Consider the following 26,646-nt stretch of genomic DNA (forward strand, 5'->3'; position numbering starts at 1 on the left):
GCACAACGTCAAACTCGGCTTAGGCTAGGAGCCAGCCTGTGTTTTGGGAAAGGGATGTCAATGTCTGTGCTTCGCACATTAACGACGGCCGGTTTGATCGCGCTGACGCTTGGCAGCGCCGCCACCGCAACCGCCACTTCCGCCAACGCGTCCGGCCGCGGCGCCTTCTTCGGTGGTCTTGCCGCCGGTGTTGTGGGCGGCGCCTTGATAGCCGGGGCTGCGCGACCCGCCTACCCCGCATATTATCCAGCATATCCGGCCTACTACGACGGCCCGGTTTACGAGCGCGTGTATGTACGCCCCTATCCCAGCTGCTACTGGGCATGGCGTCACGATGGCTGGGGCCGTCCTTATCGCGTCGAGGTTTGCCGCTAGGATCAGCAATCTCTGCATTGAGCGCATCGCCCTTATCGGATCTCGGATGCCGCCGGATTTCGGCGGCATTTTTGTACGTCTGATGAAAAGCTTTCGCTTACACCTCTTGACATTCCTCGCATTTAAGACCAAATGCGCCTCAGCTTTCACCTTCCGGCCGCCGCGTGAGCGTGCCCTGCGGGACAATCTGTACGCAAGAGAAGGACAAAAGCGCTTTTATGAATGAGGCCGCGCCAAGCGCTGCGGCCGATGCGCTGGGAAAGCTATTTCCAACTTACAAGTTCCCACTTCACGCGGGGTTCTTGACGCCAGAGACAGACCGGACCGCATGGTGCGATCCGGCCTATTTGCTTTGGCGCCCCGAAAGGTATTGAATTGACCGATTTTCACTCGCTTGGTCTCTCCAAGCAGATCGTCGATACACTGTCGCAGAACAACTTTGCGACGCCAACGCCCATCCAGGCTCAGGCCATCCCGCTCGTTCTCCAGGGCCGTGATCTCATCGGCCTCGCCCAGACCGGCACCGGCAAGACGGCCGCTTTCGGCCTGCCGATCATCGAGATGCTGCTGAAGGAAGCCAAGCGTCCCGACAACCGCACCGTCCGCACGCTGATCCTCGCTCCGACCCGCGAACTGGTAAATCAGATCGCTGACAACCTCCGTCTCTTCATGCGCAAGACGCAGCTGCGGATCAACCTCGTGGTCGGCGGCGCGTCGATCAACAAACAGCAGCTTCAACTCGAGCGCGGCACCGATATTCTGGTCGCAACGCCTGGCCGCCTCCTCGATCTCATCAACCGCCGCGCCCTCTCGCTCGGCCATGTCACCCACCTCGTCCTCGACGAAGCCGACCAGATGCTCGATCTCGGCTTCATCCACGACCTGCGCAAGATCGCCAAGATGGTTCCGGCCAAGCGCCAGACCCTGCTGTTTTCGGCCACCATGCCGAAGGCGATCGCTGACCTCGCATCCGACTACCTGACCAATCCGGTCAAGGTCGAAGTCTCGCCTCCGGGCAAGGCGGCCGACAAGGTGGAGCAATATGTCCACTTCGTTGCCGGCCAGAACCACAAGACCGAAATCCTCAAGGAAACGATCTCGGCCAATCCGGATGGCCGGGCCATCGTCTTCCTGCGCACCAAGCATGGCGCCGAGAAGCTGATGAAGCACCTCGATCACGTCGGCTTCGCTGCTGCCTCCATTCACGGCAACAAGAGCCAGGGCCAGCGCGAGCGAGCGCTCAAGGGCTTCCGTGATGGTGACGTCCGCGTTCTCGTCGCAACCGACGTCGCCGCCCGCGGCATCGACATTCCCGGCGTTTCCCATGTCTACAACTTCGATCTACCCGAAGTGCCCGACGCCTACGTTCACCGCATCGGCCGTACCGCCCGTGCTGGTCGCGACGGCATCGCCATCGCCTTCTGCGCGCCCGATGAAATCCGCCTGCTGCGCGACATCGAGCGCCTGATGGGCATCGAAATCGCCGTTGCCAGTGGCGAAGCGCCCGCCGATCGCGGTCGCCCCGTTCGCGGTAAGGGTCGCGGTGGTCAGGGTCAGGGCCAAGGCCGTGGCGCAGGCCAGGGTCGCGCCGAAGGTCGCCCGGCTCGTCCCGCCCGCCGTCCGTTCTTCGACAAGGAAAGCGGCGAGGCTCGTGGTGAGGCTGGCGATCGCCAGGATCGCCGCCCGCGCAACGATCGCCCGCAGCGAGAAAACAATCGCAATGCCGATTTCCGTGGCCAGCGTCGCAACGAACCGACGCCGCGTCCGGAACCCGACAACGACCTCGCCTCGACCTCGGACTTCCGTCCCGCTCGCAAGCAGCACAACGGCCAGTCCAACGGCAACGGTGCCGCGCATGAGGGCGGAGCACATCGCGGCCAGCGCCATTCCCATGGCCGTCCCGCAGGCCGCCACAACGGAGAGCGCGGCGCCCAGGGCGAGCAGCGCAATGGCGGCAACGGCCGCATGAAGCGTCGTGGCCCAGGCAATGGCGGCCAGCGCCGCGAACGTGCTTGACAAAGTTCAAGGGGGCCCACCGGCCCCCTTTTTTTTCGGAATGATGCAGATCTATTCCGGCACGATTTCCACCTGACGCCGGTTGGTGAGGTAAACACCGATCACCACAATCACCGTGCCAACGATAATCGGCAGTGTCAGTGGCTCGCCGAAGGCGATTGCCGCCTCGATGGCGACAGCGGGCGGCATCAGGTAGATGAGCGATGCGGCGCGCGACACCTGCCCGCGGCGGATGAGATAGAGAAGCAGACCGACGGCGCCCATGGACAGGCCGAAGACCGACCAGAGCAGAGACAGGATCGCCGTCTGTGTGCCGTCGAAGCGCAGGCCTTCGAAAATGAAGGCGAGCGGCACGGTGACGATCAGCGCGCCGACATATTGCAAGGTCGCGATGGTTCTGAGGTCGCCGGTCTGCAGGTGCCGCTTCTGGTAGAGCGTACCGTAAGTCACAGAAACCATAGCCAACAGATTGACGACGAGTGGCACCGCCGATTGCCAGAGATTGGCCGTGTCCGTCGCTAGAAGTTTCGGCGAGATCGCGATGGCAATGCCGAGGAAGCCGAGCAGCAGTCCGACCTTCTGGATCGGCCCCAGCCGCTCACCGACGAGAAGCGGTGCGGCCATGGCGGTCATCAGCGGCTGCAGCGCCGCAATGACGCCGGCAATGCCGGCCGGCACGCCCTCGGCAATCGCCCACCAAAGGCCCGCCAGATAGATGCCATGCAGAAAAATCCCAGAATAGATGGCGCGAAACACGCTCGTCCAGTCACGCGGCCACCGGGCGCCGACAATCGAACAAAGCAGCACGAAGGCAAGCGCCGACAGGCTGTAGCGGATCATCAGGAAGGTGAAGGGGCCTGCATGCTGCGAGGCATATTTTGCGACGATCCAGCCGGTGGACCAGAGAAGGACAAAAATCGCCGGCGCAAGTTTATCGAGGGACATGAAAATCGGACCGATATATTTGGCGCTTCGGAGCCGGAATCCTGGTCGAACTCAGGGTGTCGCGCGGAGGGGTTGAAGGCTGATAGCCGATGGCGGTTGAGCGGTCAAAATCGATCTGCTGAACACAGCAATCAATTTTTCTTCACGTCCGGCAAGCTACCGTCCTGGCTTCAGAAGCCTCAGCCACTACCCAGGCGCTCAGTCCGCAAAAGAAGCAGATGCTTAAATTTTGATCCGAACATTGCGACAAGAGCCGGCAGGCAACAGCGCCATTACTCTTAAATGCCTGTAAATCCGGCATTTTTCGATATTCAGAAATTCGCGATGGCAACTGCGCATAGTTCTTGCATTGTAAAAACCGTTGTATTCAAATGGGTAAAAACACGGGGACCGCACCTTTGGCATTTGATGAAATGATTACTGCGGATGAAAGTCCGCGCGCGCCTTACGAGAAATACTTCGAGTGGTACTCAGGCCAGGACAGGGGCCACCTCATTGCCAAATCCCGCGATGCGGAAACCATCTTCCGGAAGACGGGCATTACCTTCGCGGTCTACGGACACGCAGATTCCTCCGAAAAGCTCATTCCCTTCGACATCATCCCCCGCATCATATCAGGCCGCGAATGGCGCAAGCTCGCCCAGGGCATCGAACAGCGGGTCGTCGCCCTCAACGCCTTCCTCGACGACATCTACCACAAGCAGGAAATCATCCGCGCCGGCCGCATCCCGCGCGAGCTGATCGAAAAGAACGACGCCTTCCTGCCTGAAATGATCGGCTTTCGTCCGCCGGGCGGTGTCTACACCCATATCGTCGGCACCGACATCGTGCGCACCGGCGAAGACCAATTCTATGTGCTCGAGGACAATGCCCGCACGCCTTCCGGCGTCAGCTACATGCTGGAAAACCGCGAAACGATGATGCAGATGTTCCCCGAACTGTTTCACCAGAACAAGGTGCAGCGCGTCGAGGACTATCCGCTGCTGCTCCGCCAGAGCCTGGCATCGCTCGCCCCTCCCGGATGCAAGGGCAAGCCTCGCGTCGCCGTGCTGACGCCGGGCATCTATAACTCCGCCTATTACGAGCATTCCTTCCTCGCCGACATGATGGGCGTGGAGCTGGTGGAAGGCTCCGATCTGCGCGTCATCGACGGCAAGGTGAAGATGCGCACGACGCGTGGCTATGAGGCGATCGACGTGCTCTACCGCCGCGTCGACGACGATTTCCTCGATCCCCTCACCTTCCGTCCGGAGTCCGCGCTCGGCATCCCCGGCATCATGGACGTCTACCGCGCGGGCAACATCACCATCGCCAATGCGCCCGGCACCGGCATTTCCGACGACAAGGCGATCTACTCCTACATGCCTGAAATCGTCGAATTCTACACCGGCCGCAAGCCGATCCTCGAGAACGTGCCGACATGGCGCTGTTCGGAGCCAGACAGCCTGAAATATGTACTGGAGAACCTGGCTGATCTCGTCGTCAAGGAAGTCCACGGCTCCGGCGGTTATGGCATGCTCGTGGGACCGACCGCCTCGAAAAAGGAGCGGACGGAATTTGCCGAAAAGCTGAAGAGCAGGCCGAACAACTACATCGCCCAGCCGACACTGTCGCTGTCGACCGTACCGATCCTGGTCAACAAGGGCATCGCGCCACGGCATGTCGACCTGCGCCCCTATGTGCTCGTCTCCGACAAGGTACGGATCATCCCCGGCGGCCTGACCCGCGTGGCGCTGAAGGAAGGCTCGCTGGTCGTCAATTCCAGCCAGGGCGGCGGCACCAAAGACACCTGGGTTCTGGAGGACTGATCGGACATGCTTGGAAGAACCGCCAATGGCCTCTACTGGATGTTCCGTTACATCGAGCGCGCCGAAAACATAGCCCGTCTCGTCGATGCCGGTCAGCGCATGTCGCTGACGCGCAGCGACGCCGTCGATGATGATTGGGACGGCGTCCTGCAAAGCGCTGGAGTGCGCGAAGCCTACGATGAGGTGCACGACAAGCTGACCGGGACCGACGCGATCGATTATCTGATGCGCGACCGCTCCAATCCATCGAGCGTCATGTCCTGCATCGAATATGGCCGCAACAATGCCCGCATGGTGCGTACTGCGCTGACCCGCGACACCTGGGAAGCGACCAACGAATGCTGGATCGAGCTGAAGTCGCTGCTCGGCAAGAAGCTGAAGACGGCAGAGCTACCGGAGACGATCGACGTCATCAAGCGGCGCGCCGGCTTGATCCGCGGCGCCTTCCACGGCTCGATGCTGCGCAACGAACTGTATAATTTCGCCCGCATCGGCACCTTCATCGAGCGCGCCGATAACACGGCCCGCATCCTCGATGTCAAATATTACGTGCTGCTGCCATCCGTCTCGCATGTCGGCTCCTCGCTCGACAATGCGCAATGGGAGTCGATCCTCAGATCGGTCTCCGCGCACCGGGCCTATAAATGGGCTTACGATCCCGAATATAAGCCGGCCAACATTGCCGACTTCCTGATCCTCAACGGGCAAATGCCGCGCTCGCTTGCCTATTGCTATGAGAAGATCGTCAGCAATATCGGCTATCTCAGCGCCGAACATGAAAAACGGCTACCCGCGCACGATACCGCGGAGGCCATCCGCCAGTCGCTGCAGAAGCTGACGATCAAGCGCATCATGGACCAGGGCCTGCATGAGTTCCTCGAGGATTTCGTAGCCCAGAACAACAAGCTGGGCGCCGAGATCTCCGACGGCTACCGGTTCTACGAATAGGCGGGCGATATCATGAGACTGACGATCAGCCATATCACGGAATATCGCTACGACGAGCCGGCGCAGTTTTCCCTGCAACGGCTTCACCTGACGCCGCTGACGGGCGTGGGACAAACAGTTATCGACTGGAAGCTCTCGGTCGAAGGCGCCAAGCCGGAAGTGGAATATGACGACCAGTTCGGCAATCGCGCCACGCTGGTTTCCCTCGACGGGCAGCAGGACGCAACGAAGATCATTGCCTCAGGCGAAGTCGAGACGCAGGACCTCAACGGCGTTGTCGGGCCGCATCAGGGCTTCAGCCCGCTCTGGCTCTTCCTGCGGGAATCGCCGCGCACCAAGGCGGGTAAGCTGACGAAGGAACTGCTGCGCAGCGTTTCAGGCGACAACGAACTCGGCAAGATGCATGCGCTGATGACAGCGATCCACGAGACCGTGGAATACAAGCCAGGCACCAGCAATACGGAGACAACGGCGGAACAGGCACTGGAGGCAAAGAGCGGCGTCTGCCAGGACCATGCGCACATCTTTCTAGCCGGCGCCCGTGCATTGCAGATCCCTGCCCGTTACGTCTCCGGCTACCTGATGATGGAAGGCAAGAACGAGCAGGCTGCTACCCATGCCTGGGCAGAGGCGCATATTGCCGGCCTCGGCTGGGTCGGCTTCGATCCGGCCAACGACGTCTGCCCCGACGCCCGCTATGTCCGCATCGCGACCGGCCTCTGCTATCGCGACGCCGCTCCCGTGTCCGGCATGCGCATCGGCACGCCGGGCGAAACCCTTATGGTCAAGGTAACAGTCGCGACCCAAGGGCAGAGTCAAAGCCAGAGCCAGAGTTAGCGGCTCACAGAAGAAAAAGGGCGGAGCTTTCGCCCCGCCCCCTTTCTTAATTCAAAACACAAATCTTAGTGGCTGTCGCGATTGTTCGGGATTTCCGAGCCGCGCGGGCCGACGAGGAAGTCCAGGTCGGCGCCGGTGTCGGCCTGCATGACCGACTTCACATAGAGACCGCCGTAGCCGCCGGTGAGCGGCTTGACCGGGGAAACCCACGCAGCGCGGCGCTTTGCCAGTTCCTCATCCGAAACCTCAAGCTGGATGGTACGGGCGGGAACGTCGACGGCGATGATGTCACCGTTCTGCACCAGCGCCAGCGGGCCGCCATCGGCAGCTTCCGGAGCCGTGTGCAGGATGACGGTGCCGTAGGCCGTGCCGGACATGCGCGCATCGGAAATGCGGATCATGTCGGTGATGCCCTTCTTCAGCACCTTCGGCGGCAGGCCCATGTTGCCGACTTCGGCCATGCCCGGATAACCCTTCGGACCGCAATACTTCAGCACCATGATGCAGTTCTCGTCGATGTCGAGATCGTCACGGTTGATGCGGGCGTGATAGTCCTCGATGCTTTCGAAAACGACCGCGCGGCCCTTGTGCTGCATCAGATGCGGCGAAGCGGCCGATGGCTTCAAGACGGCACCCTTCGGCGCGAGATTGCCGCGCAGGACAGCGATGCCGCCCGACTGCGTCAGCGCCTTTTCGCGCGGGACGATAACGTCGTCATTGTAGTTGACGACATCCTTGACGCCCGCCCAGATCGTGTCGCCCGTCACGGTGATGGCGTCCTTGTGGAGCAGGCCCATTTCGCCGACAGCCTTGATGACGACAGGCAGACCGCCGGCATAGTAGAACTCTTCCATCAGGTGCTTGCCCGAAGGCTGCAGGTTGACGATGGTCGGCACTTCGCGGCCCAGACGATCCCAATCGTCAAGCGACAGGTCGACGCCGATGCGGCCCGCGAGCGCGAGGAGGTGCAGAACGGCGTTGGTCGAGCCGCCGACGGCGCCGTTGACGCGGATCGCGTTCTCGAATGCTTCCTTGGTCAGAATGTCCGATGGTTTCAGGTCTTCCTTGACCATGTCGACGATGCGGCGGCCTGACAGTTGCGAGATAACACGACGGCGCGCATCGACAGCCGGAATGGCGGCATTGCCGGGCAAGGTCATGCCGAGCGCTTCGGCCATAGACGCCATGGTGGAGGCCGTACCCATCGTCATGCAGCTACCGGCCGAGCGAGCCATGCCCTGTTCCGCATCCATGAATTCATCCAGCGACATCTCGCCGGATTTAACCATTTCCGAGAACTGCCAGATTGCCGTGCCGGAGCCGACATCCTTGCCGCGCCACTTGCCGTTCAGCATCGGGCCGCCGGAAACGAGGATGACCGGAATGTCGACGGAAGCGGCGCCCATCAGCAGGCTCGGCGTGGTCTTGTCGCAGCCGCCGAGCAGCACGACGCCATCGACCGGATTGCCGCGGATCGCTTCTTCGACGTCCATGGCAGCGAGGTTGCGGAACATCATGGCCGTCGGGCGCAGCGTGCTTTCGCCGACGGAGAAGACCGGGAATTCCACGGGGAAACCGCCCGCCTCGTAGACACCGCGCTTCACACGCTCTGCAAGATCGCGCAGATGCGCGTTGCAGGGCGTCAGTTCCGACCAGGTGTTACAGATGCCGATGATCGGACGTCCGTCGAACGTATCGGCCGGCAGGCCCTGGTTCTTCATCCAGGAGCGATGCATGATCGCATTCTTGCCGGTGCCGCCGAACCAATCGTAGGAGCGCAGCTTGCGCGGCCATTCAGCTTTCTTTTTCATGTCTCAGTACCCTTTGCGTCGCCCAGGCCGCCTCGTTCGCGCCTGGACTTTGAAATCGATGATCAGGCGAGCGTGTAAGCCGTCTTGACGGTGGTGAAGAATTCAGCGGCATATTTGCCCTGCTCGCGCGGACCGAAGGACGAGCCCTTGCGGCCGCCGAACGGCACGTGGAAGTCGACGCCGGCCGTCGGTAGGTTGACCATCACCATACCCGCTTCCGCATTGCGCTTGAAATGCGTCGCATGCTTCAGGCTCGTCGTGGCAATGCCCGAGGACAGGCCGAACGGCGTGTCGTTGGCTGTTGCCAAAGCTTCTTCGTAATCCTTGACGCGGATGACGGAAGCAACCGGGCCGAAGATCTCTTCGCGGCTGATGCGCATCAGGTTCGTCGCTTCGGTGAACAGCGTCGGCTGCAGATAGAAGCCGGGTGTGTCGCGGCTGACGAGTTCGCCGCCGAAGGCAAGCTTGGCGCCTTCCTGTTTCCCAATCTCGATATAATCCGTATCCGTCTTCAGCTGCTTGGCATCGACGACGGGGCCGATATGCGTGCCGGACTTCATGGCATTGTCGACGTTGAGCGTCTTCAGCTTTTCCGTCAGCGCCGCCACGAACCTGTCGTGAATGCCTTCGGTGACGATCAGGCGCGACGAGGCTGTGCAGCGCTGGCCGGTCGAGAAGAAGGCGGAATTGGCAGCCGCTTCGACGGCGACCGTCAGATCAGCATCGTCAAGCACGACCATCGGGTTCTTGCCGCCCATTTCGAGCTGGTACTTACGACCGTGCTCGACGGAGGAAAGCGCGACGCGCTTGCCGGTGCCGACCGAGCCGGTGAAGGTGATACCCGAAAGAACCGGGCTGTCGAGCATAGCTTGACCGACGACCGAGCCCTTGCCCATGACGAGGTTCAACACACCCTTCGGCAGACCGGCGCGGTTCAGAATATCAACGATTGCCCACGAGCAGCCGGGCACGAGATCGGCCGGTTTGAAGACGATGGTGTTGCCGTAGCAGAGCGCCGGCGCGATCTTCCATGCAGGAATGGCGATCGGGAAGTTCCAGGGGGTGATAACGCCGATGACGCCGAGCGGCTCGCGGGTGATCTCGACGCCGATGTTCGGGCGCACGGAAGGAAGCACCTCGCCTGCCAGGCGCAGCGCCTCGCCGGCGAAGAATTCGAAGATCTGCGCGGCGCGGATGGTCTCACCGATCGCTTCCGGCAGCGTCTTGCCCTCTTCGCGGGCGAGCAGCGCGCCGAGTTCATCCTTGCGTGCCAGGATCTCGTCGCCGGCCTTCTTCAGGATCGTGTGGCGCTCCAGAATACCAGAACGCGACCATGCTGGAAAAGCGGCCTTGGCGGCAGCGATCGCATCCGTGACATCCTGCGCGCTTGCGCTCGCATAGAGGCCGACGACCTCGTTCGTATCCGACGGGTTGATGTTCTCGGTGCCGTTCGTCCCCGTCCACTCCCCGGCGATCAAGTTCTGATGAATGGTCATGGCGTCATGCCTTCCTGGATCGTATTGGAAATCCCGGCCGATCCCTTGCGGCCGGGCTCGATGCATTACAGCTGGCGAACAGCCACTTCTTCCTCGGCATCGATCGCCAGCGGATTGCGCAGCGGCAGGCCGAATTCGCCAACCTCGATTTCAAAGACGTCGCCGACTTCGGGCTTGATGCCTTCCGCGAAGGAAAGCGTCGCCGTGCCGAACATGTGCACATGCACATCGCCGGGAACACGGAAGATACCGTACTTGAAGTGGTGATATTCAAGGTTCGCAAAGGTGTGCGACATGTTCGCTTCGCCCGATAGGAACGGCTTTTCGAAGATTACCTTGTCGCCGCGCTTGATGCGCGACGTGCCGCGAATATCTTCCGGCGCCACACCAACGCGGATTTCCGGGCCGAAGCTTGCCGGACGGAGCTTGGAATGGGCGAGATAGAGATAGTTGATCCGCTCGGTGACGTGATCGGAAAATTCGTTCGAGAGTGCAAAGCCGATACGGAACGGCGTGCCATCCTTGGCAATGACGTAGACACCGGCCATTTCGGGCTCTTCGCCACCGTCGAGCGCGAAGGATGGAGACACGAGTGCCGCACCCGGGGCCGCAGCGCCGTAGCCATTGCCCTTGTAGAACCACTCTGGCTGTACGCCCTTCTCGCCCGCCTTCGGCTTGCCGCCCTCGATGCCCATCTTGAACATCTTCATGGAGTCGGTCAGCGTCTCCTCGGCAGCTTCCGTCGTCTTCTTGTGCATGGAATCGCGCGTGGCAGCGGAGCCAAGATGCGTCAGGCCGGTGCCTGTCAGGTGCAGATGAGCTGCGTCGGGATGCGTGATCGGCGGCAGGAAGCGGCCTTCGGCATAGGCTTTTTCGAGATCGATTGACTCGCCGAGACCATGGGCCTCGATGACCGATGCCAGCGACTTGCCGCTATCGGCGGCTTCGATCGCAAGCTTGTAGACGCTGCCGCCATTGACGACGGCCTTGGCAGCTTCGCCGGGTCCATTGCGGACCGCAACGACGATCTCGCCGTTCGAACCCTTGATCTGCGAGATGAGCATGTCTTTCATCCTTTCCTAACAGACAGAGATCGGATGCGTTCTACCGTTCCGGCTCTCAGCGAGAGCCGGACTCTGTCATGGATTTGGTTTTAAAAGCTAAGTTGATCGCTAGACGATCAACCCTTGTTCTTGTTGTAGACGTCGATGAACACGGCAGCGAGCAGCACCGCACCCTTGATCATCTTCTGGGAGTCCGTCTGGTAGCCGAGGATTGACATACCCTGGTTCAAGACACCCATGATCAAGGCGCCGATGACGGCACCCGTTACCTTGCCGACGCCGCCGGAGGCCGAAGCGCCGCCGATGAAGCAGGCCGCGATGACGTCGAGTTCGAGGCCGTCACCGCCTTTTGCGGTTGCCGAATTCAGGCGCGTCGCGATGATGATGCCGGCGATGCTCGCCAGGATACCCATGTTGATGAAGGTGTAGAAGGTCAGGCGGCGGGTATCGATACCCGAAAGCTTCGTCGCCTTCTCATTGCCGCCCATGGCATAGATGCGGCGGCCGATCGTCGTGCGCTGTGTGGCGAAGCTGTAGAGCGCGATCAAAAGCAGCATGAGAACCAGAACGTTCGGCAAGCCCCTGTAGGAGGAGATCTGGTAGCCGATAAAGATGGCGGCGGCGGCAACCACCAGATTCTGGCCGACGAAGAAGCTGAACGGCTCGACATCGATACCGTGCTTCTCGTTCACACTGCGGCGACGCCATGACAGGAAGAACATGATGATCGGGATGGCGACCGTCAGCAACATCGATGTCGAATGGATACCGCCCATATCGACGAAATCCGGAATGAAGCCCGTTGCGACGATCTGGAACGCCGGCGGGAACGGACCGATGCTGCTGCCGTTGCCGGTCGTATTGATGATGGTATAGGTCAGGCCGCGGAAAACCAGCATGCCCGACAATGTCACGATGAACGACGGAATGCGGTGATAGGCGATGAAATACCCATGCCAGGCGCCGACCGCGGCACCCATCAGCAGACAAATGACCGTCGCGAGTGCGAGATTCATATGCATCTGCACGACAAGAACACCGGCGACCGCCCCGACGAAACCGACGACGGAGCCGACTGAAAGATCGATATGACCGGCCACGATGACCAGCAGCATGCCGAGCGCCATGATGACGATGAACGAGTTCTGCAGCACGATGTTGGTCAGGTTCTGCGGCCTGAACAGAACGCCGTTCGTCAGGTACTGGAACAGCAACATGATGACCACGAGCGCGATCAACATGCCGTATTCGCGGATGTTGTTGCGGATGTGGTCGCCGATGGAAACCACGTGGCTGCTTTCTGTGGCTGGGTTGGCCGAACTCATTGTTGTTTCTCCCCTGAGCGCATGATAGCGCGCATGATGCTCTCCTGGCTTGCCTCTGCCTTCGGCAGTTCGGCGACGATGCGACCTTCGTTCATGACGTAGATGCGGTCGCAGGTGCCGAGAAGCTCGGGCATTTCCGATGAAATCATCAGAACGCCCTTTCCGTCGGCGGCAAGCTGGTTGATGATGGAATAGATTTCGTATTTGGCGCCGACGTCGATACCGCGCGTCGGCTCATCGAGGATCAGCACTTCCGGATCCGAGAACAGCCATTTCGACAGCACCACCTTCTGCTGGTTGCCGCCGGAAAGATTGCCCGCTTCCTGGAAGACGCCGGCCGAACGGATGCGCAGCTTGGAACGATAGTTCGTCGCCACCTGCAGCTCCCGCACGTCATCAATGACGGTCGCCTTGGAAACGCCAAGCAGATTGGCAAGCGTCGTGTTGTGCAGGATGCTGTTGGTCAGAACCAGGCCAAGCTGCTTGCGGTCCTCGGTCACATAGGCAAGACCGACATCGATCGCCTTGCGCACCGTGCTGGTATCGACCAGCTTGCCGTCAAGGAAGACTTCGCCGCTGATCTTGTGGCCATAGGACTTGCCGAAGACGCTCATGGCGAACTCGGTGCGGCCTGCGCCCATCAGGCCGGCAATGCCGACCACCTCGCCCTTGCGCACATTGATGTTGATATCGTGCAGCACCTGACGATCGCGATGCTGCTGGTGGAAGGCATTCCAGTTCTTCACTTGGAAGATCGTCTCGCCGATCGGCACCGAGCGCGGCGGATAGCGATCCGCCAGCTCACGGCCGACCATGTTGCGAATGATGATGTCTTCGCTGATCTCTTCCTCATGACAGTCCAGCGCCTTCACCGTCATGCCGTCGCGCAACACAGTGATCTGGTCGGCCACCTTCCGCACTTCGTTGAGCTTGTGCGTGATGATGATCGAGGTGATGCCTTGATTGCGGAACTCCATGAGGAGATTGAGCAGCGCATCGGAATCGTTTTCGTTCAGCGATGCCGTCGGCTCGTCGAGAATGAGTAGCTTGACGCTCTTCGATAGAGCCTTAGCGATCTCGACGAGCTGCTGCTTGCCGACACCGATGTCGGTCACGAGCGTATTCGGAGATTCCTTAAGGCCCACCTTGGAAAGAAGCTGCTTGGTCCGGCTGAAGGTTTCCTGCCAATTGATCATGCCATTGGCGACAACTTCATTGCCGAGGAAGATATTTTCAGCGATCGACAGAAGCGGAACGAGCGCCAGCTCCTGGTGAATGATGATGATGCCGATATCTTCGGAATCTCTGATGGTCTTGAACTGACGGACCGCGCCATCGTAATAGATATCGCCGTCGTACGTGCCGGCCGGATAGACACCCGACAGCACTTTCATGAGGGTGGATTTGCCGGCTCCGTTTTCACCGACCAAAGCATGAATCTCGCCCTGACGGACTTTCAAATTCACATTTTCCAAGGCGTTCACACCGGGGAACGACTTGGTTATGTTCCGCATTTCGAGAATGGTATTGTCCATTGTCCGTATCCAACGCCGCGATCAAACATAGCAGACCGCGCGATCGTCTTAAATATCAAAGCCAGGGCTCGCATTGAGCGAGCCCTGACCGCTATGTCGGAAGACTACTTCAGCTGATCAGCCTTGTAGTAACCGCCCTCGACGAGAACCTTCTCGTAGTTGGTCTTGTCGACTGCGACCGGGGTCAGCAGGTAGGACGGAACAACCTTGACACCGTTGTCGTAGGTCTTCGTGTCGTTGACTTCGGGCGTCTTGCCTTCCATCAGCGCGTTGACCATGCCGACTGTGACCTTTGCGAGGTCACGGGTGTCCTTGAAGATCGTCGAGTGCTGCTCGCCAGCGATGATCGACTTCACCGACGGGATTTCGGAGTCCTGACCGGTAACGATCGGGAGCTTCACGCCGCCGGAACCGTAGCCGACGCCCTTGAGCGCGGAGAGGATGCCGATCGACAGGCCATCATACGGAGACAGGACGGCGTCGACGTGGCTGTCGGTGTAGTAGGCCGACAGCAGGTTGTCCATGCGGGCCTGGGCCGTTGCCGGATCCCAACGCAGCGTACCGACCTTATCCATGCCCATCTGGCCGGACTTTACGACCAGCTTGCCGCTGTCGATGTAGGGCTTCAGGACCGACATTGCGCCATCATAGAAGAAGAAGGCGTTGTTGTCGTCCGGAGAACCGCCGAACAGCTCGATGTTGAACGGGCCCTTGCCGTCCTTGAGGCCGAGGGCGTCAACGATCGAGTTTGCCTGCAGAACGCCGACCTTGAAGTTGTCGAACGTCGCATAATAGTCGACGTTGCCGCTGTTGCGGATCAGGCGGTCATAGGCGATGACCTTGATGCCGGCATCGTGAGCCTTCTGCAGGACGTCGGACAGCGTGGTGCCGTCGATCGAAGCGATGACGAGGACCTTATCGCCCTTGGTGACCATGTTCTCGATCTGCGAGAGCTGGTTCGGGATATCGTCGTCGCCATACTGAAGGTCGGTGCCGTAACCAGCAGCCTGGAGCTGCTTGACGATGTTGTTGCCGTCATCGATCCAGCGCGCCGAAGCCTTGGTCGGCATGGCGATGCCTACCGTGCCCTTATCCGCCGCGAAGGCAGGTACCACCAGCGTAGCGACGCCGAACGCAGCGCCGGCCATCAATGAGATAATGGATTTCATTACTCTCTCCCTTGTTGTTAAATGCGGCGGACAAAAAATGCCCGCCCGAAACTGCGGCAGGTTCCGTAGATGGAATGATTTACTTCTAATTGTGAGAAACGAAGTAGGTCTCCTCCACGCTCTCACGGTTTATGAGCTGTACCCAGCCCACAATCGGCAAACTCGTACGATTTCGTATAACTGTCAAATAGAATAACTGGCTAAACATATACCAACTTTGGTATAATGTTAAAAAATAGTACTTTTTTGCCGGCGAAGGGGAAAAATGGCCGTTATGGAGAAAATATATAACGATTATTTGAGCGAAGGCATCGAGATTCATTCCGATAATTTTCGCGACGACGCGTTGTTGAAAGCCGGTTTGAAGCTCAATCACCTGCGGATGATCGTCACGATCGAGGATCACGGGCAAATTTCCGCGGCCGCTGAGTCCATGAACATGTCACAACCTGCGGCTTCACGCATGCTCTCAGAAATGGAGTCGATTGTCAAAAGCCCGCTTTACGAGCGTGTTGCCAGGGGCGTCGTTTTGACCCCTTTCGGGCTCGCTTTGGCCAAGCGGGCACGCAAGATCCTACTGGAGCTGCGCGAGGCAGGCCGGGAGCTTGGCGCCTTGCGAACCGGCAGGGGTGGCTCGGTCTTTCTGGGGGCGGTGACCGCGCCGGCAATCAGCCTTGTCGTCCCGGCGATCCAGCGCGTGACGCGCACCTATCCCGGCATAGAGATCAATATCGAAGTCGAGAACAGCAATGTGCTCGCGCGCGAGCTGCTGGCGGCCCGCCATGACTTCATCATCAGCCGCATCCCGGACGATCTCGATCCGCGTCTGTTCACGGCCCATGAGATCGGTGTCGAAAAGGCCTGCCTGGTGGTTCGCAACGGCCATCCGCTGCTTGAAAGAGGTGTAGCCAGCCTGCACGATCTGGCCGGTTACGACTGGGTATTCCAACCGCCGGGCACATTGCTTCGCCGCAAGGTGGAAGACATTTTCCTCGCTGCTGGCGTGCCCCTGCCGGAAAATGTCGTCAACACCTCATCCTTGCTGCTGACGCTGGCGGTGGTCTGCAAGACGGACGCGATCGCGCCGATTGCGCTCGACATGGCGCAATTCATCTGCGGGCAGACGTCCCAGGCAGGCGAATCCTCCATCCTGCCGATCGATTTCGATATCGACGTCAGGCCCTACAGTCTCATCACCGCCCGCGAACGCGCCATGCCGCCGAGCGCGCGGCTGCTGCATGACATGATCCTGGAAGAGAGCCGGCATCTCTCGCCGACATGAACGGAGAACCGTTGCCGCCATAAGCTCCACGCCAACTTGCGCTCCTATGAAGCTTGGCGTGGAGACCACGTATGCTGTTCAAGCAATCATTGTTTCAATCCGTGCTCGATCGCCTCGATAGCGAACAGGAGCCTGCGGAACAGGAAGAAGCCGCGCACCGCATCCGCGGCCTGAACGTCAGCTTTGCCGCAACTGTGCTGGGCGGCGAGACGCCGGACGCCCATCGGCCAGACGAAGCCTACCGCGACAATCTCGGCGACCCTAACATTCTGCCGGAACCCGAACCCGCTCCGCAAGAACCGGTACTGCCGGTCATGCCCGAGCATCTGGCACGAACATCGCGGGAAGAAGTCGCCACTGAGCTCGCAATCACCTCTGACCTCACGCGCGAAGCCCTGCAGGAAAAACGCCGCAGTTTTGCAAAGGCCAATCACCCCGACAGCGTCGCAGCCCTCTTCCGCGAACAGGCGACGATCCGCATGACGCTCGCCAATCAACTGATCGATGAAGCCATACGTCGCCTCAGACGATGATTATTTCTTGTCTTCGGAGGGCGGCTCATCATCCTCGGCAGCATCGTCCTGCGCTGGCGCATCGCTAGTCGTCGCAGGCGGTTGCGGCTTGAAATTCAAGAGCAGCATCCACGCCGAATAGGCGCCGAGCGCCCCGGACAGCATTGCCCAGAACGGCTGCGAGCCCAGCGTTTCGACGGCTGCCCAGCCAAAGCAGACAGCCACGATGAGAATGCGCACCCAAAGCGGCTTGTAGATGGGATGGCTGGGATCGATCAGTTGCATGGGTCACTTTTGCCTGTTTAAGAAGACATGTCTTTAGCGCATCCTCAGGAAAATTGTGAAGTCGTCCGCATAAAATAAGGTTTCACGTCCGGATTTCGGCTAAGCCGAGAGCCGGAATTTTTCAGAATTGTGAAGTCCAGGCGGCTTGACGCCGCCGCCGGAAGATGGAATGAAAATTCCATAGCAATTGATATTCGGTCCATTTATTCCGAATTCAGGGAGGTAATAATGACTGTCAGATTTGGTCTGCTCGGCGCCGGACGCATCGGCAAAGTGCATGCGAAAGCCGTCAGCGGCGATGCCAACGCCAAGCTCGTCGCCGTCGCGGATGCCTTTCCGGCGGCTGCGGAAGCAATCGCGTCCGCCTATGGCTGCGAAGTCCGCACCATCGAAGCGATCGAAGCCGCCAAGGATATCGATGCCGTCGTCGTCTGCACGCCGACGGATACCCATGCCGATCTGATCGAGCGCTTCTCCCGCGCCGGTAAGGCCATCTTCTGCGAAAAGCCTGTCGATCTCGACGTCGCGCGCGTTCAGGCCTGCATCAAGGTTGTCAATGAGACCAAGGGCAAGCTGATGGTCGGCTTCAACCGCCGCTTCGACCCACATTTCATGGCTGTCAAGAAAGCCATCGACGAAGGCCGCATCGGCACGGTCGAAATGGTGACGATCACCTCGCGCGATCCGGGCGCCCCGCCGGTCGATTACATCAAGCGCTCCGGCGGCATCTTCCGCGACATGACGATCCACGACTTCGATATGGCGCGCTTCCTGCTCGGCGAAGAACCGGTTGCCGTCACTGCAACTGCCGCAGTTCTGGTCGACAAGGCGATCGGCGAAGCCGGCGATTACGACAGTGTTTCGGTCATCCTTCAGACGGCATCGGGCAAGCAGGCAATCATCTCCAACTCGCGCCGCGCCACTTACGGCTACGATCAGCGGATCGAAATCCATGGCTCGAAGGGTCTGGTTTCGGCTGAAAACCAACGCCCCTTCTCCATCGAAGTCGCCAACGGCGATGGCTACACCCGCCCGCCGCTGCACGATTTCTTCATGACGCGCTACACCGAAGCCTATGCCAACGAGATCGCAAGCTTCATCGCTGCGATCGAAAAGGGCGCCACAATCACACCATCGGGCGCCGATGGTCTTGCTGCACTGAAGCTGGCGGATGCCGCCTTGCAGTCGGTCAAGGAAGGCCGCCTCGTCAAGATTAACTGAGCCGTCTCCATTCCTCCAGGAATACGATCCTCCCAAAAGTCCGCCGCGATCTCCATTCGCGGCGGACTTTTTCTTTGGCGCGATCCAGAGCTCACGAAGAGGCTTCGATAAAAACCTCTTGCGAATCACATAAGTCCATGCTTATCTGTCGTCATGGTAGAGAATGAGATATTCCGGGCTTTGGCCGATCCGACTCGCCGCGCCATCTTCGAGAAGCTGGCGACAGGCGGCATGAATGCCAGCGCCCTGCGAGACGGTATCGGCATCAGCCAGCCGGCCATGTCCCAGCATCTCGCAGTTCTGCGGAGCGCCGGGCTGGTCAGGGAAGAACGACAGGGGCGTTTCGTGAACTACGAAGTCGATCCGGAAGGGCTTGCCCTCATCGCCCAATGGCTGGCGAAATACCGCGCATATTGGCCCGCCCGCATCGAAGCTCTCAAGGTGTTGCTGAAGGATATGGATCAATGAACAATCCCAAGATCCCCGAGCGAAAGAACGGCATCGAGCTGGAATACCAGCTCGACGAACCGCCGCAAAAAGTTTGGCGTGCAATCAGCACCCCTGAGCTTCGCCAAAACTGGCTGCCGCAGGAGGCCTTGGCCAATCCCGAGGCTATATCGGTCACGCCGGGCAAGGAAGTCACCTACAGGCTGCGGGACGATGCAGCGCCCTTCCTCGAAAGCACCGTGACTTTCAAAATATCTTCGAATGCAAACGGCGGCACCAGCCTGCGGATCATCCACGAGCTCGATGACGTTCGGCTTCGCGAAACGGAAAGAACTGCAGCAAACAATAACCGCCTGACCGTCATGCGCGCCGCCTGACGCGCTAGATTTATCAACAATTTCAAGAACATTGGAGTTCGCCGATGCGCGAAGCGATGCAACTCGTCCCTATGGTCGTTGAGCAGTCTAGCAGAGGGGAACGATCTTTCGACATCTACTCCCGCCTGCTGCGCGAGAGAATCATCTTCCTGAATGGTGAGGTGAACGACGACGTCTCGGCCCTCGTCTGCGCGCAACTGCTGTTTCTCGAGGCCGAAAATCCCAAGAGACCGATCCACCTTTATATCAATTCGCCCGGTGGCGTCGTAACCAGCGGTCTCGCGATGTGTGACACCATGCGTTACGTTCGTGCGCCGGTACATACGCTTTGCATGGGAACCGCCCGTTCGATGGGCTCCTTCCTCTTGATGTCTGGTCAGCCGGGTGAGCGCACCGCGCTTCCAAATGCCAGCATCCATATTCACCAGCCATTGGGCGGTTTCCAGGGACAGGCATCGGACATCTTTATCCACGCCGAAGAAATGAGGCGAACGAAGCATCGCATGACGCGGCTTTATGCCGAGCATTGCGGACGCTCCTATGAGGAGTTCGAACGCGCCATGGACCGCGATCACTTCATGACGGCGGAAGAGGCTCTGGAATGGGGGCTGATCGACCGTATTCTTCAGGTCCGCGAAGACGAACAGCCTTTGGGCTTGGCAGATTGATTGAGATGACAATCCTGCGGCCAAGCGCAGGGCCACAGCTTGCGGCGCCCTCGCCTCTCAACCCGCCTGGTCGTGCAGCTCGACGACCGAGGCTCCCCTCTTCACGATGTCATTGTCGATGATCGAAAATGCGCGGTTCAGATGCCCTTCGAAAACGAGTGTCGGCTCGTCGGCGATGACGCGCAGCTCCGGCATGCCCTCCATGCGCACGACATGCGATTCCGCCAGGCCCTCGGTTATGCCCTCGATCAGCAGATCGTAGTACCTTGCGCCAGGGCCGGTGATGACGATCGGCATCCGCTCGTGCAGACTCAAGACACGCGAAAGGCCATTGCCGAGCGCCAGGCCCGCCTGGCGGAAGGCCAGTACGTTGCGGCGCCCGCCCTGGCGCGCACTCGTAGCGATCTTGTCGAGCTCGGCAATCGGCACGAACTTCGCCGGGATCGTGTCCAGCGGCACGTCGAAGGCCGTCCGCAGCATCGCGTAGAAACCGGCATAGGCCTCGATACATCCCCGCGCGCCGCAGCGGCAAAGACCGCCGCCGGGCACATGCATCATATGCCCGAAATTGGGCGCCGATATATGATGGCCGCCTTCATGTTCCCGGCGCACGATGCCAAGCCCGATACTATGGCCGAGCGACAGCGCCGCCAGCGAGCGGAAGTCGCCGCGGGTGTTGATTTCCTCCTGCCGCCCAAGGGCTGCAGCCACAAGCAGGGTTTCGTTGCCGAGAATGACTTGCGCAGGCCATTCATCGCGCAGCACGTCAGCGAAATCGATCTCGTCGCGCCCGAAGATCGGAGACCAGCGCAGCACCGGCGCTGAAATATCGACGAGCCCCTTGCTGCTGATCGAGATCATCAGCACCTTGTCGCGCGGCAATCGCGATCGGGTGACAATGCGGTTCAAGGCATCGCGCAAGGCTGCCACGAAGCGCTCGACGCCCGCAACGTTCTGCTGCCTATCCTCGGTAAAGCGGTCGATGAGGCGGCCGGTATAATCGACGAGAGAATATTGCACGGCATCAGACGAGATGACGACGACGATGAGATAGCCGCAATCGCGCCGCTGCGAAAACAAAACACGCGGCCGCCCGCGGCCGCTGGCCGGCTGCTGCTCCGCCTTTTCGATGATCTGCGCCCGCTCAAGATCGGCAGTGATGACCGATACGGTCGCGGAAGAGAGCCTGGTGAAATCAGAGAGCTCGGTATGGGCGAGCGGGCCGTGCCGGCGCAGCGCCGACAAGACCAAGGCGCTGTTCTTCTGACGGACCAATTCGGTGCTCGATTTGGCCAGCATCGGCAAACTCCCTGCTCATTCAACCCTCCTCCTGCGCAGCCCCTGATAGCTTTTTCGGACGACCGATTAAACCTAGCGGCGCGGGTGTTGACAGCTGAAAAAATCTCTGACACTAAATTTCTCGACTGTCGAGAAAAAAGTCCAAGACTTTTCTTGTCAGCATTTTCGCCGCGGCCGACGGGAGTTAAGGATACGTGCGGTCGCATTCACTCGGGAGGATCACATGAAAGCTTTCATCAAGCTGGCTGCGGGCGCGGCCATCGTTTTGACCATGCAGACGACCGCCTTCGCCAAGGATCTCGTCGTCGGCGTTTCCTGGTCGAATTTCCAGGAAGAACGTTGGAAGACCGATGAGGCAGCCATCAAGAAGGCTCTGGCAGCCGTCGGGGCCAAATACATTTCCGCCGACGCCCAGTCGTCCGCTTCCAAGCAGCTGACCGACGTCGAGTCGCTGATTTCGCAGGGTGCCAACGCCCTCATCATTCTCGCCCAGGATTCCGATGCCATCGGCCCGGCCGTTGAAAAGGCTGCCGACGAAGGCATTCCGGTTGTCGGCTATGACCGCCTGATCGAAAATCCGGCAGCCTTCTACATCACCTTCGACAACAAGGAAGTGGGCCGCATGCAGGCTCGCGAAGTCCTGAAGGCAAAGCCGGCTGGCAACTACGTCTTCATCAAGGGCTCGTCGTCCGATCCGAACGCCGACTTTCTCTTCTCCGGCCAGATGGAAGTGCTGAAGCCTTCCATCGACGCCGGCAAGATCAAGAACGTCGGCGAAGCCTATACGGACGGCTGGCTGCCGCAGAATGCGCAGCGCAACATGGAGCAGTTCCTGACCGCCAACAACAACAAGGTTGACGCGGTCGTCGCCTCCAACGACGGCACCGCCGGCGGCGCTGTTGCCGCTCTCGACGCCCAGGGCCTTGCCGGTTCCGTTCCGGTTTCCGGCCAGGACGCCGACAAGGCAGCGCTCAACCGCATCGCGCTTGGCACGCAGACCGTTTCCATCTGGAAGGACTCGCGCGAACTCGGCAAGCGCGCCGCTGAAATCGCCATCGACCTCGCCAAGGGCAAGAAGCTCGACGAGATCTCCGGCGTTCAGACCTTCAACGGCGGCCCGAAGCACGTCGCCATGAAGTCGGTCTTCCTGACCCCGGTTGCTATCACCAAGGACAATCTGAACGTCGTCATCGACGCCGGCTGGATTTCCAAGGCTGAAGCCTGCCAGGGTGTCAAGGCAGGCGCTGTCGCGGCCTGCAAATAAACCGACTTTAGAACGAGCTTACTCATCGAAAGAGCGACGCCGCAGCGGCACACCGTTGCGGCGTCGAATGCGGATTGGAAGCCGACAACCCTCCCTTGCAGCTGGAGGCGGAGCTTCCCCGCAGTGTGGTATGCAGCCGCATCCCTTGGTCCGTCGGACGGCGGCCAGCGGGACCGGGATAAAGGCCGGGTTGCAGGCGATGGCAGACATTTTTGAGATTGGCGCGATTGCCAGCGATTGCCAGAATGCGTCGCCGGCCGCGCCCGACAGAGGGAGAACGGCAAAGCGATGGCCGACATGACACAGTCCACCACATCGAGCGGGCCTAGGAACGCGGATGCCGGCGCGATCACCCGGTTTCTGCGCGCCACGGAAATCGATACCCGCCTGCTCGGCATGATAGGAGCGCTACTGATCATCTGGATCGGCTTCGATCTCTATCTCAGGGTCTTCGACGGCCGGGAATTTCTGACGGCGAGAAACCTTTGGAACCTTTCGGTGCAGACCTGCGAAATCGCGGTTCTCGCCACGGGCATGGTACTGGTCATCGTCACGCGCAACATCGACCTGTCGGTAGGCTCCGTGCTCGGTTTCGTCGCCATGATCATGGGCGTCATGCAGGCAAAATGGCTGCCGCAATATCTCGGCTTCGACAGCTCCTGGACGTGGATCATCACCCTCCTCTGCGGCCTGGCGATTGGCACGGCCATCGGCACCTTCCAAGGCGCGATCATCGCCTTCATGAACGTTCCCTCCTTCATCGTGACGCTTGGCGGCCTTCTCGTCTGGCGCGGCCTTGCGTGGTACGTCACCAGCGGCCAGACCGTGGCGCCGATGGATTCCACCTTCGTCATCATGGGCGGCAGCGGCGCCACCGGCTCGATCGGCGCCACCTGGAGCTGGGTGGTCGGCGTGATTTCCTGCCTGCTGATCATTGTCGGCATCGTCGGCTCACGCCAGCAAAGAAAGCGCTTCCACTTTCCGCGCCGCCCCCTCTGGGCGGAATACTTCCTTGCCGGCCTCGGCTCGCTGCTCGTCCTCGGTACCGTCTATCTCTTCAACAGTTATGACTGGCCGGTCGGCATCGCCAAGCGCTACGCCACCGAGCACAATATCACGTGGCCCGAGAACGGCCTCGATATCCCCTATGGCATCGCGGTTCCGGTCCTCATCGCCGTTCTCATCGGCATCGTGATGACTTTCATCGCAACGCGCCTGCGCTTCGGCCGTTATGTCTTCGCGATCGGCGGCAACCCGGAAGCCGCAGAGCTTGCCGGCATCAAGACCCGCTGGGTCATCGTGAAGATCTTCGCGCTGATGGGCCTGCTCGCCGCCGTCGCCGCCGCGATTTCGACCGCCCGCCTCAATTCGGCGGTGAACTCACAGGGAACCACCTACGAACTCTTCACCATCGCTGCTGCCGTTATCGGCGGCACGTCGCTCGCCGGCGGCAGCGGCACGGTCGCCGGCGCCATGCTTGGCGCGCTGGTCATGCAGTCGCTGCAATCGGGCATGGGGCTCGCCAATGTCGACACACCGATTCAAAACGTCGTCGTCGGGGTGGTCTTGGTGGTCGCCGTCTGGCTCGACATCGTCTACCGCTCGCGCGCCAAGTAAAAGGAATTCTGAACCATGACGGATCAAACCACTCCGCTTGTGGAAATGAAGAACATTTCCATCTCCTTCGGCGGCATCCACGCGGTCGACAACGCCTCGGTGGACCTCTACCCCGGCGAAGTTGTCGCCCTTCTCGGCCATAACGGCGCCGGCAAATCGACGCTGATCAAGATTCTCTCCGGCGCCTACAAGCGCGACAGCGGCGATATCCTGATCAACGGCGAGCCCGCCGATATCCGCACCCCGCGCGACGCCAAGAAATACGGCATCGAGACGATCTACCAGACGCTCGCCGTCGCCGACAATGTCGACGCCGCCGCCAACCTCTATCTTGGCCGCGAACTGCAGACCCGCTGGGGTACGCTCGACGACGTCGCGATGGAAGCCAAGGCACGCGAAGTGATGGGACGCCTCAACCCCAACTTCAAGCGCTTCAAGGAGCCGGTGAAGGCGCTTTCCGGCGGCCAGCGCCAGTCGGTGGCGATCGCCCGCGCCATTCTCTTCGACGCCCGCATCCTGATCATGGACGAGCCGACCGCAGCACTCGGCCCCCAGGAGACGGCGCAGGTCGGCGAACTGATCAAGCAGCTGAAGAAGGAAGGCATCGGCATCTTCCTCATCAGCCACGACATCCACGACGTCTTCGACCTTGCCGACCGCGTCTCGGTCATGAAGAACGGCCAGGTTGTCGGCCACGCCCGCACCGAAGACGTCACCAAGGACGAGGTGCTGGGCATGATCATCCTCGGCAAGGTGCCGCCCAAAGCCATCCCCGGCCCTGGCGCGATGAAGGAATGAGCCGGAACGGCCGATGATACCAAGGCCGCGCGCTCAAAGCCCGCGGCCTTATCCAAACAAAACGTCCGATCTCACGCTTTCCTGAATTTTCTCGATTGAAGCCAAGCCTTTCCTAGGCTAAGAACCAGCCATCGGACAGGCGATTCAAACCGCCACGGCATGCACCCGTAGCTCAGCTGGATAGAGTGTTGGATTCCGATTCCAAAGGTCACAGGTTCGAATCCTGTCGGGTGCGCCAATCATTTCAAAGACTTGCTGTCGTTTTGATGGTGCTCGTTTCTTCGTAGGAAGCATATAGGAAGCATACATATCTATCTGGCCTGCACGCGAGCCTGAGACACCAGAGCCGTCCCCTCACATTTGCTATACTCAATTGACGCTTACAATTTTCAATGGCAATTGCCCTTTTGCAGTCCGAAGCTTTTGCTTAATATTGGCTTCAATAACACTCCCTTGTAGATGGCGGTGGGCTGCATGTTATGCATTTTCTGCACAACGGAACAACCACCGAGTATTGAGCATGTTTTTCCTCTTGCGATTGGCGGACCCCTGGAAATCGAACGCGTTTGCCAGACGTGCAATTCGAAACTGGGAAGTCGTGTAGACTCGGCTCTTACCGAGTTTTTTCCCATCCGTATGCGAAGAGCAAAACTTGGGCTCGCGGGAAATAGCGGCGCTATACCTCAGTGGCAGGAGATGTTCGAGGGCAGCGCTACTCTGGTTGGCTCACCCGAAAAGAAAGTGCGTATTTCCCTCAACGAACGAACCGGCAAACTGGACATTGAGCAGCTTTATCACTCTACCTCGACTGTTGCTGCAGATGGAACAATAGCGCGGCAGATTACAATCGATGTCCGGAAGAAGAGCGAAATCACAAAAATCATTCAGCGGGAAAGAAAGAGAAGCGGCCTTAAACCTTTACCTCCCGAGGAATTAGCGGCACAAGCTGAAAAATGCGTGTCCGAAACAGTAGTGAATCCCGTCATTCAAAAAACTTTTGTATTGAAGTTCTCCTTTTTGCGCCATGCACTGTTCAAGATTGCCTATGAATTGGCTTTTCTGTGGCTCGGCGAAGCCTACCTCGATGACCCTACGGCAAAGCAATTGCGCGAAGCTATTTTAGCGGACGACGTAGCGTCAACAGACGACATTCCTGGCTTTGCAGGTGAGGCCGGCGAGTGTTCAGCGTTTCAATTCTGGGAGCCGCACGAGGCGCAACACCTCGCCTATGCATCGCGCGCGGGCAACAGCATCGCCATCGCAGTCCGAATATTTGACATTTACGCTGGCGTCGTAGTCATAAGCAAAGAGGCCGACCGATACCTTCGTGCGCCTAACGACTATGAGCAATTGCGATTTCTCACAATCGATGCCAACAACGGCAACTCGCTCACTACATCATTTGCAGACGAGCTCCTAAAAATTTCAAAGGCTCGAGCAGGTCAATAAGCTACGCGAGAGCTGCGAACCCTATCTAAATTGTCCATGGGGACTATGTACGCTTATCCCCCTAATAAAAGAGCTTACGCGGTCGATGCAGGTCGCGA

The 26,646-nt window shown here is 59.7% G+C and carries 24 protein-coding genes and 1 tRNA gene; 16 read left to right on the forward strand and 9 right to left on the reverse strand.

Features of this window, described 5'->3' with window-relative positions; all coding sequences use genetic code 11:
• Window positions 1–60: 60 nt before the first annotated feature.
• A complete protein-coding gene (locus tag FHX05_RS05220) occupies window positions 61–375 on the forward strand; it encodes a hypothetical protein (protein WP_015340735.1) in 315 nt (104 codons plus the stop codon).
• 375 nt (window positions 376–750) lie between these two features.
• Window positions 751–2,391: a DEAD/DEAH box helicase gene (locus tag FHX05_RS05225; protein ID WP_183870865.1), complete on the forward strand. Its 1,641-nt coding sequence runs from the start codon at window positions 751–753 to the stop codon at window positions 2,389–2,391.
• A gap of 51 nt (window positions 2,392–2,442) precedes the next feature.
• Here FHX05_RS05225 and FHX05_RS05230 read toward each other — a convergent pair whose 3' ends face one another.
• Window positions 2,443–3,336, reverse strand: a complete 894-nt coding sequence (locus tag FHX05_RS05230) for a DMT family transporter (RefSeq protein ID WP_183870866.1) — start codon at window positions 3,334–3,336, stop codon at window positions 2,443–2,445.
• A gap of 398 nt (window positions 3,337–3,734) precedes the next feature.
• Here FHX05_RS05230 and FHX05_RS05235 point away from each other — a divergent pair, with 398 nt between their 5' ends.
• From FHX05_RS05235 to FHX05_RS05245, 3 genes are read left to right on the forward strand one after another with little or no spacing between them, the layout of a single operon-like run.
• The gene (locus FHX05_RS05235; protein ID WP_183870867.1) at window positions 3,735–5,144 is read left to right on the forward strand and encodes a circularly permuted type 2 ATP-grasp protein; all 1,410 of its coding nucleotides are present in this window, start codon (window positions 3,735–3,737) and stop codon (window positions 5,142–5,144) included.
• A gap of 6 nt (window positions 5,145–5,150) precedes the next feature.
• Window positions 5,151–6,092 carry an alpha-E domain-containing protein gene (locus FHX05_RS05240; protein WP_183709339.1) on the forward strand — a complete coding sequence of 314 codons (942 nt, stop codon included), beginning with the start codon at window positions 5,151–5,153 and terminating at the stop codon, window positions 6,090–6,092.
• Window positions 6,093–6,104: 12 nt separating this feature from the next.
• On the forward strand, window positions 6,105–6,929 hold the full coding sequence (locus tag FHX05_RS05245) for a transglutaminase family protein (RefSeq protein WP_183870868.1): 825 nt from the start codon (window positions 6,105–6,107) through the stop codon (window positions 6,927–6,929).
• A gap of 65 nt (window positions 6,930–6,994) precedes the next feature.
• On the opposite strand, the gene araD is transcribed toward FHX05_RS05245, so the two are convergent.
• The 6 genes from araD to chvE form a co-directional block, all read right to left on the reverse strand.
• The gene (araD, locus tag FHX05_RS05250) at window positions 6,995–8,740 is read right to left on the reverse strand and encodes an L-arabinonate dehydratase (RefSeq protein WP_112411546.1); all 1,746 of its coding nucleotides are present in this window, start codon (window positions 8,738–8,740) and stop codon (window positions 6,995–6,997) included.
• Window positions 8,741–8,802: 62 nt separating this feature from the next.
• Complete coding sequence (locus FHX05_RS05255; protein ID WP_112604662.1) at window positions 8,803–10,236, reverse strand: aldehyde dehydrogenase family protein; 1,434 nt, start codon at window positions 10,234–10,236, stop codon at window positions 8,803–8,805.
• A 65-nt stretch (window positions 10,237–10,301) separates the two neighbouring features.
• Window positions 10,302–11,300, reverse strand: a complete 999-nt coding sequence (gene araD1, locus FHX05_RS05260; protein WP_183870869.1) for an AraD1 family protein — start codon at window positions 11,298–11,300, stop codon at window positions 10,302–10,304.
• Between the two features lie 116 nt (window positions 11,301–11,416).
• Window positions 11,417–12,625 (reverse strand): multiple monosaccharide ABC transporter permease, encoded by a 1,209-nt coding sequence (gene mmsB, locus FHX05_RS05265; protein ID WP_183870870.1) that lies wholly within the window; start codon window positions 12,623–12,625, stop codon window positions 11,417–11,419.
• Entirely contained in the window at window positions 12,622–14,160 is a 1,539-nt protein-coding gene (gene mmsA / locus FHX05_RS05270; protein ID WP_183870871.1) for a multiple monosaccharide ABC transporter ATP-binding protein, read from the reverse strand. Before mmsA ends, mmsB begins: the two co-directional genes overlap by 4 nt.
• Before the next feature lie 104 nt (window positions 14,161–14,264).
• Complete coding sequence (gene chvE / locus FHX05_RS05275) at window positions 14,265–15,329, reverse strand: multiple monosaccharide ABC transporter substrate-binding protein (protein WP_112334212.1); 1,065 nt, start codon at window positions 15,327–15,329, stop codon at window positions 14,265–14,267.
• A gap of 274 nt (window positions 15,330–15,603) precedes the next feature.
• Between chvE and FHX05_RS05280 the strand changes: the two genes are divergently transcribed.
• Both FHX05_RS05280 and FHX05_RS05285 read left to right on the forward strand, forming a co-directional pair.
• Window positions 15,604–16,611: a LysR family transcriptional regulator gene (locus FHX05_RS05280; protein WP_112334211.1), complete on the forward strand. Its 1,008-nt coding sequence runs from the start codon at window positions 15,604–15,606 to the stop codon at window positions 16,609–16,611.
• A 71-nt stretch (window positions 16,612–16,682) separates the two neighbouring features.
• Window positions 16,683–17,144 (forward strand): hypothetical protein, encoded by a 462-nt coding sequence (locus FHX05_RS05285; RefSeq protein ID WP_183709334.1) that lies wholly within the window; start codon window positions 16,683–16,685, stop codon window positions 17,142–17,144.
• On the opposite strand, the gene FHX05_RS05290 is transcribed toward FHX05_RS05285, so the two are convergent.
• Complete coding sequence (locus FHX05_RS05290) at window positions 17,145–17,408, reverse strand: hypothetical protein (RefSeq protein WP_132717250.1); 264 nt, start codon at window positions 17,406–17,408, stop codon at window positions 17,145–17,147. It lies immediately after the preceding gene.
• Between the two features lie 228 nt (window positions 17,409–17,636).
• Between FHX05_RS05290 and iolG the strand changes: the two genes are divergently transcribed.
• The 4 genes from iolG to FHX05_RS05310 all read left to right on the forward strand — a co-directional run bounded on the left by iolG (window position 17,637) and on the right by FHX05_RS05310 (window position 20,121).
• A complete protein-coding gene (gene iolG, locus FHX05_RS05295; RefSeq protein ID WP_183870872.1) occupies window positions 17,637–18,629 on the forward strand; it encodes an inositol 2-dehydrogenase in 993 nt (330 codons plus the stop codon).
• A gap of 153 nt (window positions 18,630–18,782) precedes the next feature.
• Window positions 18,783–19,097, forward strand: a complete 315-nt coding sequence (locus FHX05_RS05300) for a metalloregulator ArsR/SmtB family transcription factor (RefSeq protein ID WP_183870873.1) — start codon at window positions 18,783–18,785, stop codon at window positions 19,095–19,097.
• Complete coding sequence (locus FHX05_RS05305; protein WP_112411543.1) at window positions 19,094–19,453, forward strand: SRPBCC domain-containing protein; 360 nt, start codon at window positions 19,094–19,096, stop codon at window positions 19,451–19,453. Before FHX05_RS05300 ends, FHX05_RS05305 begins: the two co-directional genes overlap by 4 nt.
• A gap of 44 nt (window positions 19,454–19,497) precedes the next feature.
• Complete coding sequence (locus FHX05_RS05310) at window positions 19,498–20,121, forward strand: ATP-dependent Clp protease proteolytic subunit (RefSeq protein ID WP_183870874.1); 624 nt, start codon at window positions 19,498–19,500, stop codon at window positions 20,119–20,121.
• Window positions 20,122–20,178: 57 nt separating this feature from the next.
• Here the strand turns inward: FHX05_RS05310 and FHX05_RS05315 are convergent, their stop codons facing one another.
• Window positions 20,179–21,420, reverse strand: coding sequence for an ROK family transcriptional regulator (locus FHX05_RS05315; RefSeq protein ID WP_183870875.1), 1,242 nt, complete (start codon window positions 21,418–21,420; stop codon window positions 20,179–20,181).
• 223 nt (window positions 21,421–21,643) lie between these two features.
• Between FHX05_RS05315 and xylF the strand changes: the two genes are divergently transcribed.
• The 5 genes from xylF to FHX05_RS05340 all read left to right on the forward strand — a co-directional run bounded on the left by xylF (window position 21,644) and on the right by FHX05_RS05340 (window position 26,548).
• Window positions 21,644–22,684, forward strand: coding sequence for a D-xylose ABC transporter substrate-binding protein (xylF, locus tag FHX05_RS05320; protein ID WP_112604649.1), 1,041 nt, complete (start codon window positions 21,644–21,646; stop codon window positions 22,682–22,684).
• 288 nt (window positions 22,685–22,972) lie between these two features.
• Complete coding sequence (locus FHX05_RS05325; protein ID WP_112604646.1) at window positions 22,973–24,301, forward strand: sugar ABC transporter permease; 1,329 nt, start codon at window positions 22,973–22,975, stop codon at window positions 24,299–24,301.
• Between the two features lie 15 nt (window positions 24,302–24,316).
• Window positions 24,317–25,099: an ATP-binding cassette domain-containing protein gene (locus FHX05_RS05330; protein WP_015340760.1), complete on the forward strand. Its 783-nt coding sequence runs from the start codon at window positions 24,317–24,319 to the stop codon at window positions 25,097–25,099.
• Between the two features lie 161 nt (window positions 25,100–25,260).
• Window positions 25,261–25,337: transfer RNA gene (locus FHX05_RS05335), tRNA-Arg, on the forward strand.
• 458 nt (window positions 25,338–25,795) lie between these two features.
• Window positions 25,796–26,548, forward strand: coding sequence for a hypothetical protein (locus FHX05_RS05340; RefSeq protein ID WP_246698842.1), 753 nt, complete (start codon window positions 25,796–25,798; stop codon window positions 26,546–26,548).
• Window positions 26,549–26,646 lie beyond the last annotated feature (98 nt).

Origin of the sequence: Rhizobium sp. BK491, assembly GCF_014194925.1 — a bacterium.
Lineage (GTDB): Bacteria > Pseudomonadota > Alphaproteobacteria > Rhizobiales > Rhizobiaceae > Rhizobium.